12 protein-coding genes are annotated in these 12,417 nt (G+C 33.8%); 3 read left to right on the plus strand and 9 right to left on the minus strand.

Annotated elements, in window-relative coordinates; all coding sequences use genetic code 11:
- A partial coding sequence (locus tag L6Q46_RS08430) for a magnesium chelatase domain-containing protein (protein WP_291283934.1) occupies positions 1 to 576 on the plus strand: 576 nt, incomplete at its 5' end.
- Between the two features lie 213 nt (positions 577 to 789).
- Here L6Q46_RS08430 and L6Q46_RS08435 read toward each other — a convergent pair.
- The 3 genes from L6Q46_RS08435 to L6Q46_RS08445 are packed head-to-tail and all read right to left on the minus strand — an operon-like array spanning position 790 to position 5,614.
- The gene (locus L6Q46_RS08435) at positions 790 to 1,593 is read right to left on the minus strand and encodes a hypothetical protein (RefSeq protein WP_291283935.1); all 804 of its coding nucleotides are present in this window, start codon (positions 1,591 to 1,593) and stop codon (positions 790 to 792) included.
- A gap of 56 nt (positions 1,594 to 1,649) precedes the next feature.
- Entirely contained in the window at positions 1,650 to 5,003 is a 3,354-nt protein-coding gene (mfd, locus tag L6Q46_RS08440; RefSeq protein WP_291283936.1) for a transcription-repair coupling factor, read from the minus strand.
- 8 nt (positions 5,004 to 5,011) lie between these two features.
- Positions 5,012 to 5,614, minus strand: a complete 603-nt coding sequence (locus L6Q46_RS08445; RefSeq protein ID WP_291283937.1) for a hypothetical protein — start codon at positions 5,612 to 5,614, stop codon at positions 5,012 to 5,014.
- Between the two features lie 221 nt (positions 5,615 to 5,835).
- Between L6Q46_RS08445 and L6Q46_RS08450 the strand changes: the two genes are divergently transcribed.
- Positions 5,836 to 6,792, plus strand: a complete 957-nt coding sequence (locus tag L6Q46_RS08450; RefSeq protein WP_291283938.1) for an NAD-dependent epimerase/dehydratase family protein — start codon at positions 5,836 to 5,838, stop codon at positions 6,790 to 6,792.
- Between the two features lie 50 nt (positions 6,793 to 6,842).
- Here L6Q46_RS08450 and L6Q46_RS08455 read toward each other — a convergent pair whose 3' ends face one another.
- The 5 genes from L6Q46_RS08455 to L6Q46_RS08475 form a co-directional block, all read right to left on the minus strand.
- Entirely contained in the window at positions 6,843 to 7,424 is a 582-nt protein-coding gene (locus tag L6Q46_RS08455; RefSeq protein ID WP_111566320.1) for a hypothetical protein, read from the minus strand.
- An 18-nt stretch (positions 7,425 to 7,442) separates the two neighbouring features.
- Positions 7,443 to 7,880 (minus strand): hypothetical protein, encoded by a 438-nt coding sequence (locus L6Q46_RS08460; RefSeq protein ID WP_291283939.1) that lies wholly within the window; start codon positions 7,878 to 7,880, stop codon positions 7,443 to 7,445.
- A gap of 146 nt (positions 7,881 to 8,026) precedes the next feature.
- Positions 8,027 to 8,527, minus strand: coding sequence for a nuclear transport factor 2 family protein (locus L6Q46_RS08465; protein ID WP_291283940.1), 501 nt, complete (start codon positions 8,525 to 8,527; stop codon positions 8,027 to 8,029).
- A 50-nt stretch (positions 8,528 to 8,577) separates the two neighbouring features.
- Positions 8,578 to 9,003: an endonuclease domain-containing protein gene (locus L6Q46_RS08470; protein ID WP_291283941.1), complete on the minus strand. Its 426-nt coding sequence runs from the start codon at positions 9,001 to 9,003 to the stop codon at positions 8,578 to 8,580.
- A 75-nt stretch (positions 9,004 to 9,078) separates the two neighbouring features.
- Positions 9,079 to 10,368 carry an NAD-dependent succinate-semialdehyde dehydrogenase gene (locus L6Q46_RS08475; protein ID WP_291283942.1) on the minus strand — a complete coding sequence of 430 codons (1,290 nt, stop codon included), beginning with the start codon at positions 10,366 to 10,368 and terminating at the stop codon, positions 9,079 to 9,081.
- Between the two features lie 194 nt (positions 10,369 to 10,562).
- Between L6Q46_RS08475 and L6Q46_RS08480 the strand changes: the two genes are divergently transcribed.
- Complete coding sequence (locus tag L6Q46_RS08480) at positions 10,563 to 11,156, plus strand: 2OG-Fe(II) oxygenase (RefSeq protein ID WP_291283943.1); 594 nt, start codon at positions 10,563 to 10,565, stop codon at positions 11,154 to 11,156.
- Between the two features lie 49 nt (positions 11,157 to 11,205).
- On the opposite strand, the gene L6Q46_RS08485 is transcribed toward L6Q46_RS08480, so the two are convergent.
- Positions 11,206 to 12,417: choice-of-anchor I family protein (locus L6Q46_RS08485; protein WP_291283944.1), on the minus strand; the 1,212-nt coding region annotated here is incomplete at its 5' end.

Genomic DNA, 12,417 nt, shown 5'->3' on the forward strand with positions numbered 1-12,417 from the left:
ATTTACGAAATGCAAGGTTCAGGCTTACGCGAAGTAGACAATCCATCTGAAATTTTGATTTCGCATAAAGACGAACAACTTTCAGGAACGGCGATTGCCACTACTTTAGAAGGTATGCGTCCGTTGATGATTGAAATTCAGGCATTAGTGAGCACTGCTGTTTATGGAACACCGCAAAGAAGCACTACAGGTTATAATGCCAAACGCTTGAACATGATTTTAGCGGTTTTAGAAAAACGTGCAGGCTTTAGATTAGGCACAAAAGACGTTTTCTTAAACGTAACAGGAGGAATTTCAGTAGAAGACACAGCCATTGATTTAGCGGTTGTGGCTGCTATTTTATCCTCAAACGAAGACATTGCCATTGCAGAAGGTTTCTGCTTTGCTGGAGAAGTTGGACTTTCAGGTGAAATTAGACCAGTTAACCGCATTGAGCAACGCATTCAAGAAGCAGAAAAATTAGGTTTCACCACCATTTTTGTTTCCAAACACAACAAAATTTCGTTGAAAAACACCGGAATCAAAATTGTTTTAGTGGCAAAGATTGAAGATGTGGTGAGTGAGTTGTTTGGGTAGATGTTTTATCCAAAGTTAAATTTATACACTATAGAGTCGATAGCGCGGAATTGCATTCCGTGCCCACAATCTACTTCAAAACAAATCTAACAAAACGATTTCCAATTCATTCTCTAAACCAGCATAATTTCTAGCAGAACTAAAATAATAATCTTCAGGTAGCGTAACAATTTTATCCGGGCGGTCGGGATTTGTTTAGAGGCTAAAAGTTATTTATTCAATCACAACAGGAATATCAATATAAACCTTTCTTTCTTGGAAAACAAAATCATCTTTAACTTCTTCAATAAAGCCAAACTCCCTAATATAACCTCTGATTTTTTTATTCCCACTTTTTGAAAAAATGAAATTAAACTTTAAAAGATGCTCTTTTGATAAAATACTATCTAGTTTAACTTCATTCATATTGCAAAAATTATCATTTATTTCAGTACCAATAATTGCTGAAGATAGAGATTGTTTGTCCCACATTGAATGATATTTAACATGAAACACTATATTTTCGTTTTTTTTGTATGATTTTTTCTTATCGATAATTTGAAAATAATTGGATTTGTCTTTTATGATTTCCCCTTGATTATCATAAAACCAACCCTGATTCAAATATTCTTTATTACATAAATTAATATATTCTATTTCACTTGAAATTTTATTATTTGTATAAAATTTCCACTTTCCTACTTTAATATTATTTAATTCTTTTCCAGAAGAATGTAATTGTCCGTTTTCAAAATACTTCAAAAAAATTGTATCTGTATTACTTTTATATTCAATACAAGAAATTTTATTTTTTTCAAAAAAAACTATTGAATCTACAAACTTATTATTTTTTATATTTCCTCTTTTAAAGTAAGTTCCGTCTTCATTAAATTGAATAAATTCGCCATCATATTCATTCTTTGAATTCACATAATATTTTCGATATACTTTACCATTTGGATAATATTCAATCTTTTGTTCTGTTTCACTTTGACAACCAAATAAAACAATAAGAAATAGAACGCCAATATATTTCATAAGTAATAACTAATTAAAATTCATTTATAAAACCTGCAAATTATATGTATTATAATTTAAATCCCATCCAACAACTCCAACGCCTTATTTACACTTTTCACATTATCAAAAGTCAGTAATAAACGTAAACCGTTTTTAGTTTCTTTTTCTTTTATCTTGCACACGTTGCCGTTGCGTTGGGCAAATTGTAGCACTTTCATGAAACGGTTACTTTGGTAAAAATCACTTTGTTGGTCACCAATGAAATAACCAATCATTTTACCTTGTTTCATCATCAAACGTTCAATTCCCATGGCGGTAGCTTTCCATTTAATACGTACGCTGTTTAGTAACGCAATCGCTGGTTTTGGTAACGCGCCAAAGCGGTCAATTAATTTTTGCTCAAATTGTTGTAACGTAGCTTCGTCTTTAATTTGGCTCAACTCGTTGTATAAATTCAAACGTTCAGTAATGTTGTTGATGTATTCATCTGGGAATAGCAATTCGAAATCCGTATCAATTTGAATGTCTTTGACAAATTCTTTGGTTTCTATGTCATTTTCTTCTTGATACAAGTCTTTGAATTCGTTTTCTTTCAATTCTTCAATGGCTTCATTCATGATTTTTTGGTACGTATCAAAACCAATTTCGTTGATAAAACCACTTTGTTCGCCACCTAATAAATCACCCGCACCACGAATTTCCAAATCCTTCATCGCAATGTTGAAACCGCTTCCTAATTCGCTAAATTGTTCCAAAGCGGTAATACGTTTTTGAGCTTCACCCGTCATCATTGAATATGGTGGCGTAATGAAATAACAAAACGCTTTTTTATTACTTCTTCCCACACGACCACGCATTTGGTGCAAATCAGATAATCCGAAATTATTGGCATTATTAATAAAAATTGTATTCGCATTAGGTACATCTAAACCACTTTCGATGATGGTGGTAGCGACCAAAACGTCAAATTCACCTTCCATGAAAGCTAACATCAATTCTTCCAATTTTTTTCCATCCATTTGACCGTGACCGATGCCTACTTTTGCTCCTGGCACCAAGCGTTGAATCATTCCAGCAACTTCTTTGATGTTTTCAATTCGGTTATTGATGAAAAACACTTGACCACCACGCTGAATTTCATACGAAATCGCATCACGAATGGCTTCTTCGTTAAAACGAATTACATGCGTTTCAATCGGATAACGATTTGGCGGAGGCGTTGTAATTACTGATAAATCGCGTGCTGCCATCAACGAAAACTGCAACGTTCTCGGAATCGGAGTAGCGGTTAACGTCAAGGTATCGACATTCGTAGCAATGGTTTTCAATTTGTCTTTTACGTTGACACCAAACTTTTGTTCTTCGTCAATAATCAACAACCCTAAATCTTTAAACACAACATTTTTATTCACCAATTGGTGTGTTCCAATTAAAATATCGACTTTCCCTTCTTGTAATTTTTGAAGTGTATCGGCTTTTTGTTTCGCCGTTCTAAATCGGTTCACATAACTTACGGTAACCGGCATATCTTTCAAACGTTCCGAAAACGTTCGGTAATGTTGATACGCCAAAATAGTAGTTGGCACTAAAACAGCAACTTGTTTTCCGTTATCCACCGCTTTAAAAGCTGCACGAATCGCAACTTCTGTTTTCCCAAAACCTACGTCACCACAAACTAATCGATCCATCGGACGTTCGTTTTCCATATCAGCTTTTACATCGGCTGTTGCGGTAATTTGGTCGGGCGTATCTTCGTAAATGAACGAACTTTCTAATTCTTTTTGCAAATAACTATCGGGTGCAAACTGAAAACCTTTGTCTAATCTTCGCTTCGCATACAACTGAATTAAGTTGAACGCAATATGTTTTACACGTGCTTTTGTTTTTTGTTTTAGGGTTTTCCATGCGGTACTTCCTAATTTATAAATCTTTGGAGGTGCACCATCTTTCCCATTGTATTTTGAGATTTTATGTAGCGAATGAATGCTCACATACACGATATCGTTATCGGCATACACCAATTTAATCGCTTCTTGCGTTTTGCCTTCGACTTGAATTTTCTGTAAGCCTCCGAATTTTCCAATTCCGTGATCGATGTGCGTTACATAATCGCCTACCGATAACGAAGTCAGTTCTTTTAACGTAATGGTTTGCTTTTTCGAATAGCCATTTTTAATGGAAAACTTATGGTAACGCTCAAAAATTTGATGATCAGTATAACATGCAATTTGATTTTCCTCATCGATAAAACCTTCAAACAAAGGCAACACCATGGTTTTATATTGCTTGCGAATACTTTCATGATTGGCTTCGTCGATATCTTCAAAAATATCATGAAAACGACTTGCCTGATTTTCGTTGGAACAACACAAATAATTTTTGTAACCATTGAAATGATTCTCGCTCAAATTGTTCAATAACAAATCGAATTGTTTGTTGAAAGACGGTTGCGGTTGTATGTGAAATTCGACTTTCTTATCAATTTTAAAAACCGCTTGATTATGCAATTCAATTACCGAAAAATCTAAAGCGCGTTTTAAAAACTGCTTTTGATTTAGAAATAATTCTTCGGGTTTTGCATGTTGGATATCTTTGGATAATTTCTCGAAAGCTTCATTGGCTTTGTCGAATAATTTATCTAATTGTTGTCCTAATAATTCGGTATTTTGAATCACTAAAACCGTTTTTTCGTTGATATAATCTAAGAAACTTTCTCGGTTTTCTTGAAGTAGTTTATTTTCGACATTAGGAATAATGGAAATCTTTTTCAGCTTTTCAACTGATAATTGGGTTTCCACATCAAAACTTCGGATGCTATCGACTTCGTTGCCGAAAAATTCAATTCGGTATGGATTATCATTGGAAAACGAAAACACATCAATAATTCCACCACGAACGGAAAATTCGCCTGGTTCCGTAACAAAATCTACACGTTTAAAATTGTATTCAAACAAGGTTTCGTTAATAAAATCGATAGAAAGTTTGTCTTCCACGGATAGTTTCAACGTGTTTTTCTCTAATTCTTTTCGGGTAACTACTTTTTCAAAAATGGCTTCGGCATAGGAAACAATAATCGCTGGTTTTTTTCGCGAATTGATTCGGTTTAAAACCTCAGCTCGTAAAAGAACATTGGCGTTATCGGTTTCTTCAATTTGATAGGGTCTTCGGTACGAACTTGGGTAAAAAAGTACGTCTTCGGCATTAATTAATTGCTCCAAATCATTTAAATAATACGCCGCTTCTTCTTTATTACTGAATAAAATCAGGAAAGGAAGTTCGGATTTTTTAAACAGTGAATGTGCCACAAAAGACAACGACGACCCAACCAAACCAGTCATTTGAGACTTTTGGCGCACTGCGAATGTACTTTCTAAAACGGCAATCTTTGGTGACTTATCGTAAATGGATATAATGTCGGACTTGCTCAAAACTTACTTTATTTTTTATCTGAAATTTCCATTTTCTTTCGCATTTCGTCTGGATTCGCATTTCTTGTGGTATCCAAAGCTTGCAACATCAATTCTTCTCCAATTTCCTTTGGAATCGCCTTTTTGATGATGATTTCATCCCATTGTTTATATAAACCTTTGATTTCCTCATTGATTTCTGGAATTAATTTGGCAATTCGTTGTTCTGGAATAACTCTCAAATTCATGAAAGTTTCTAGCGATTTTAACTTAGTATTCAAGGTTGTAATTCTACTTAAAATCTGAGGTTTGTTATATTCGAAAGGAACAGTCAAAGCCAAAGTATCTGCTTTTTTTGACAAATTCTTTGTCTTCATTTGAAAAGCAGACAATGTAGATTGCGGTTTTTGAAGCATCTCGATTTCAAATTGATGCCATTCATTCCAACGATCTAAGGTCGCAGCTACTTCAGGTCGTGGTGTTGGAAAATTAAACTGCCACATTTTCGAAATGTTCTTAAAAACAGCTTCGTTTTTTTGAGCTACTTTTTGGGCTTCTAATTGTTGATTTTCACTTTCACATGAAATTAAGGTCAAAACTAAAAGCGATAAACTATACAAGAAAACTTTCATTCGGATAAATTAAAAAGCAAAGGTACAAATGTTTGCCGAATGCTGTGTTTTTTCTAATATTATCTTAACACCAAATTTGTTAATCAATTAAGAAAAACCATTTACAAGATGTTAATTTATTAAATATTTAAATTTAGGTCGTAATTTGTAAAAATATCACAAAAATCAATCTGCAAAATAAAGGCAAAATAGTATATTTGTTACCTCATTTACACAACCAAATGGATACGAAAATTTTAATAATAGGTGCTTGTGGACAAATTGGCACCGAGCTTACAGCAAAACTTAGAGCTACCTACGGAGTTAATAATGTTATCGCATCAGATATTAGAAAATTAGAAAATGATGTAGTTAATAATGGAATTTTTGAAGTGGTAAACGCTCTTGATTATAACCAAATTGAGCATTTACTTGAAAAATATCAAATTACTGATGTCTATTTAATGGCGGCTTTACTTTCGGCTACAGCTGAGAAAAATCCGGCATTTGCTTGGGATTTGAATATGAATTCATTGTTTCATGTTTTAAATTTAGCCAAAGCAGGAAAAATTAAAAAGATTTTCTGGCCTTCGAGTATTGCTGTTTTTGGACCTACAACTCCAAGACAAAATACACCTCAATATACGGTTATGGAACCTTCAACCGTTTATGGAATTTCGAAACAAACAGGTGAAAGATGGTGTGAATATTACCACAAACAATATGGTGTAGATGTAAGAAGTATTCGTTATCCTGGTTTGATTAGTTGGAGTACCGAAGCTGGTGGAGGAACTACAGATTATGCAGTAGATATTTATCACAAAGCGATTAGCGATGGTAAATTTACGAGTTTCTTATCTGAAAATTCAGAATTACCAATGATGTATATGGATGATGCGATTAAAGCAACAATCGGAATTATGCAAGCTCCAGCGGAAAATGTTAAAATTCGTTCTGCTTATAATTTGGCAGCGATGAGTTTTACTCCGAAGCAAATTGGGGAAGAAATTAAGAAACACTATCCTAATTTTGAATTAAGCTATGAACCTGATTTCCGTCAGAAAATTGCTGATAGTTGGCCTGCGAGTATTGATGATACTTCGGCTAGAGAAGATTGGGGTTGGAAAAACGATTTCGATTTAGAAAACATGACTGTGGATATGTTCAAAAATTTAAAAGAACATATTTATAATAAATAAAAAAACGTCCCGAAATATCGGGACGTTTTCCATTAAAACAAAAAACAAACTTACTCCTGAACGATAGGAGCTCTCAATGATTCTAATACCGCAACAACCTCACCGATTAAAACAGGGTCAGTAACTCCGTTTAAACCTGCTGCTGCACCTACATATCCTATAAATTTATCGTATTCGGCATCATTAGATTTTTTACCCATTCTAGGATTTTGTGCTGGATCGTGTGCTGCCACCATATTTAAACCTGTATAGGTATTAGTAGCGCCTCCTCCTGTATTTGCCGAAAAGAAATCAGTTAAATTATCACTCAAAATTGCTACGTTAGTAGTATTTCCACTTAACGCTTCTGAAATTACTGGTGCAAAATGTTGCCCTAAGTTACCTTCTGCTCCCACAACAATGTCTGAAACAATTAAAGTAATTGTTGAATCTACCACCGAACGATAACTTAAACGTCCTTGTTCGATCATTTGACCTGGATTGTTAGGATCAGCAACCATTGTTGTTCCTCCTAATTTTGCATACAAAGATGTTGGTTCTGGTGCTTGATCATCATCGTCATTACACGAAGTAACAAACGCTCCCGAAGCAATAAATAATGCCAATAAGGCTAGTTTTGAAAAATTTTTCATAGTAATAGTATTTAGAAATTAATTAAAAATTCGTTGGATTCCTCTTGAAAATTTATAACTGAAACTATCCTCAGTCATTACTGGACAAGCCTTTTTGTTTTCTAATTCTTTTGGAAGCACAAAACGTTCTGCTTTGTAATCTCCCATCGCCATAAGCTTATTATAAATGGTTTTTGAATCTGCAACCTTGATATCATGAAAGTAGACTAATACGCCTGTTTCTTTATTCAATCTATCGGTTTTTACTCCCGGAATGGATTTTAAGTTTCGATGAATTTCTTTCGCTTTGAGCGAATCTATTGGTTCTTTGAAGTCAATTCGACTAATTTGTAATGAAGCATTATCCACTTCTAGCGGTTTCGCAGTTGCGATGTGAACTACTAAAATCAAAAATAGAAGGAAGAAAATCATGAAAATACTCCCTACTGCAATTTTAAGTTTTTTACTAATTTTCATTTTGTTTGAGATTTTTGTTTAGATGTATTTACGAGAACTAAATCACCTTGGTTTTCACAAACAGAAAAAAAATTAAATTTTTAACATTTAGACATAAAAAATCCCAAGACGAAATATCTTGGGATTAACTATTATTTATGTTTGTTTTATTTCTTTTCGGAAAGAATTTTGTCTTCAATTATTGATTTTATTTTCACAACTTCATCCACATTATCATTTGGAACCGTCATCGAAAGCACATAATGTTTAATTTTCCATTGTCCGTTTTCTTGAACTAAAACACCTGAACCTCGGCAAATTTTCATTTGCGTATTTAATAATTCATCAAACCAAACCGTTTTTCCGTTTTCACTAAAATAGATATTGCGTTCAATAGCTCTAAAATTCCATGCTTTCCCTTTATCAAAATAAGGTTTTGCAAACGCTTGAAATTGTTTTTTGTTCCAATTTTCAGTGGCATCAGTTCCAATAAAAATAGATTCCTCTGACATCGCTTCAAAATACGCTTCATAATTTGCAGCGGCAGCGGCTTTGTGCCAATTGTCTAAAACAGTAATGATGTTTTGTTTTTCTGTTTGTAGTTTTTCCTCGCAGGGTTTGCAGGAAAAAGCTAGAGTTGCTAGGAATAGGATGGTTAGTTTTTTCATAATTGTTTCGTTTTTCCCCTCCTTTGGAGGGGTGCCCTTGGGCGGGGTGGTTATTTATTAACTTTATATTCAGTAATAATAAATTGTTCTAAATCTTTCATTACACTTTCAGTATCAAATAGCATTTTTGTTGTTGAAATTCTGAAAACTTTCAAGCCTAATTCTTTAAGATACGTTTCTCTTTTCTCATCATATTCTTCTTGAAAATTATGAATTTCACCATCAATTTCAACAACTAAACCAAGTGCTTTTACATAAAAATCAACAATATAATTGCCAATGATTCTTTGTCTGTCAAAATCGATATTCCAAAAAGATTTATTTCTTACCTCTTTCCAAAACACAACTTCTGAAAAATTTCCAGCTTTTCTGAGTGCTTTTGCTCTACTTTTTAAAGAAGCATTATAAGGTAAATTTAAAACAAAATTTCTCTTTATTGGAATATTATGAATTGATGTTAAGATTTCTTCTTGCATTTATTCCGTTTTTGATTCAACATAAAAACCACCCCGCCTTTCAGGCACCCCTCCAAAGGAGGGGAAACCTCTAAATTAAAAAGTATTAATTACAACTGTTTTTACATTCACAAATTCTTTGATACCGTCTTCGGCTAATTCTCTTCCATAACCTGATTTTTTGATTCCTCCGAAAGGTAATCTTGGATCGGATTTTACCATTTCGTTGATAAAAACAGCTCCTTCATTAAATGATGCAATCTTGGTTTTGATGAAATCAATGTCTTGCGTAAAGATTGAAACCCCTAAACCAAATTCTGATTGGTTACTTAATTCGATTGCTTCTTCAATGGTTTTGAAAGTTATTATTGCTGCAACAGGTCCGAATGTTTCTTCTTTGAAAATAGGCATTTCTGTAGTTACATGAGTTAAAATTGTGGGTTCATAAAAAGCTTCCTTTCTATTTCCACCAACGATTAACTCAGCTCCCATTTCAATAGATTTTAGCACTTGAACATATAATTCTTCTGCCAAATCAACTCGAGCTAACGAACCGATTTGTGTTTCTTTATCTAACGGATTTCCAGTTTTTAAGTTTTGAATGGCAACTTTGAATTTTGCTACAAACTCTTTTGCAATATTTTCGTGAACTAAAAATCGCTTGGCTGCAATACAACTTTGACCTGCATTTTGCATTCGGGCATTGACTGCTGTTGCAACTGCTTTTTCTAGATTAGCATCTTCTAAAATGATGAAAGCATTGCTACCGCCTAATTCTAAAACACATTTTTTTAAATGCTTTCCGGCTTCTGTAGCAACCGCGATTCCGGCTTGTTCACTTCCTGTTAAAGAAACGGCTTTAATGATTGGTTTTGCAATGATATTTGCTACTTCGCTACTTGAAATAGGTAAATCTTGATAACACCCTTTTGGAAAACCAGCTTGCTCAAAAATTGCTTGAATTAATTCGGCTGACTTTGGTACATTACTTGCATGTTTAACTACAACTGTATTTCCAGTGATAATTGTTGGAACCGCAAATCGGAATACTTGCCAAAATGGAAAATTCCATGGCATTACTCCTAAAATGACTCCTAAAGGTTCGTAGACAACAAAACTTTCAGAAGCTTCGGTTTTTATGTTTTTTGTGGCTAAAAAGGTTTCAGCATTTTCATGATAGTAATTGCATAAAAGCGCACATTTTTCAACCTCTGCAATGGCTTGTGAAATGGGTTTGTGCATTTCAGTAGTGATACAAGTTGCATATTCTTCTTTATTTTCTAAAAGTAGTTTAGCTAATTGAGGCAAAAAAGAAATTCGATTTTGAATACTTAAATTGCGCCAAGAAAGCTGTGTATTTTCTGAAACTTTTAAAAGATGTTGCATGCTGAAAGGTTTTTGTAAAAATACTAATTTTAATTGAAAACGAGGTTCGCGTTAGGGATGGAAGAGGAAATCCTTTATTTGTAAAATTGCTAAATTTTATAAATAAAGATTGCAACGTACAGCCCGACCCTTGTGGGAACGCCCAAATTAAAAAGGAAATGATATCTTTGTACATATTTTACAACGTAAATAAAATGGAAGATTGTTTTGAAACCTTAATTTCGAGTTATTTGGATTCGAAAGTGGGTATTGTGGAACATTTTGTATCGGAAGAATTAGCGCAACATTTGGTAAAGAGATTGTTTGAATTGAAAGAACAAAATTTACTAAAAGCCGCTGGAATAGGAAATGCAGCTAAATTGACTCAGAATTCGGCAATACGAAGCGATGCGATTTATTGGTTAGATAGAGCGAATAATAACGAATATGAAAATACTTTTTTAGACCAAGTGGATGCTTTTGTGTCGTATTTAAACCGCAGTTGTTATACTGGAATCACGGGTTATGAATTTCATTTTGCGTTGTTTGATAAAGGTAGTTTTTACAGAAAGCATTTGGATCAATTTCAAGATAATTCGAGCCGACAGTTTTCGATGATTACCTATTTGAATGAAAAATGGCAACCTGAAGATGGTGGTGAATTGTGTATTTATGATGGCAATGTAGCTCAAAAAATAGCGCCTACCAATAGAAAAACGGTTTTCTTTAAAAGTAATGAATTGGTTCATGAAGTTTTGGAAAGTCACAAACCTCGATTGAGTGTTACGGGTTGGTTGAGACGAGATTAAATAAAAAAAGCCAGTTTTACAACTGGCTTTTTAGATGAAAAAACAAAAACTACTTAACAACCAACTTTTTTGTAATTCCTTCTGAAGTTTTAACTAGATAAACTCCTGCTTGTAATTTTGATGTATTTATGCTTAAAGCTTCTTTTTCTGAAAGGATTAATTTTCCTGTTATATCATACAACTCAATATCTGCTACTCTATTGAAATAAACTATTTGAGAATTTGAAGCAGGATTGGGGAAAATTACAAATGTTTTAGGCTCAGCATTAAAATCAGGATTTGATAACGTATTTTCATCTACTTCGTAAATGGTAATGGTTCCACTGATTTCATTGGCTACTAAAATATACCCTTTACCTGTTGCACTATTTGCTGGAGCGATATAAGTAATTCCTTCTGGACCATGATCGCCTGAATAAGCTGAAGTACTTCTAGAATTTCTATAGTCTACAAAAACTGGGTTATTTGGATTGGTAATATTGTAAACCATAACACCACCTACTCTTTCTAAAGAAACGAAGGCAAATGTTTCAGTTGCAATTTGAGCAATCGTTACGCCTTCTGGTTCTGGACCTTTTGCACGACTTCTTCCTTTTGGTGTGTTATCTTCGTGATCTGAGTTAAAAAGTGTTGGCAAATTTGTTGCTGTATATCTTTCAAAATCATCACCACTGTCAAAAACTATCTGTTTTGTAGTTGTATTGAAAATAGAAAACGAACGAGTTCCTACACAATGAATGGTTTCAAATTGTGCATCTGCATCTGTATTTCCGTTAAGATTTGTTGCTCTAAATCTTCCTAAATTGTGATTTTGTTTTAAAACGGTAGCATTTGGAAATATTGCAGCATCTAAGCTATAAGCTCCTGAACTAACGGCAACTCTTTCTGTAAAAGCACCATATTCTTTTTCGTCACCTTCGTTTGCAGTAACTAAAAATGTTGTTCCGCCCACGTTATAACTTGCCACTGCATCTGGAATATAATACGCTTGAATAGGCCAATTCGCAATTAAAACCTGTCCGTTATTATCGGAAACATCAAATCCGTTACCCGGCAAACTGATGTCTTTTGTTCCTAATGCCCAAATGTCTGAAATAGTATTATTAGTTAGATTAACTTCGGCAATGGCGTTATTTTCTTGTAAAGTAACCCAAGCTTTTTGAGAATCAGCACTTATCGTGATATATTCTGGCTCAAAATCTTGAGATAAAGTACTTGTTGTTTTTAATTTTCTAACTCCTGAAGCAATTAATGTAGCTTC

It is taken from the genome of Flavobacterium sp., assembly GCF_023151265.1.
In the GTDB taxonomy this organism is placed as follows: Bacteria; Bacteroidota; Bacteroidia; order Flavobacteriales; family Flavobacteriaceae; genus Flavobacterium.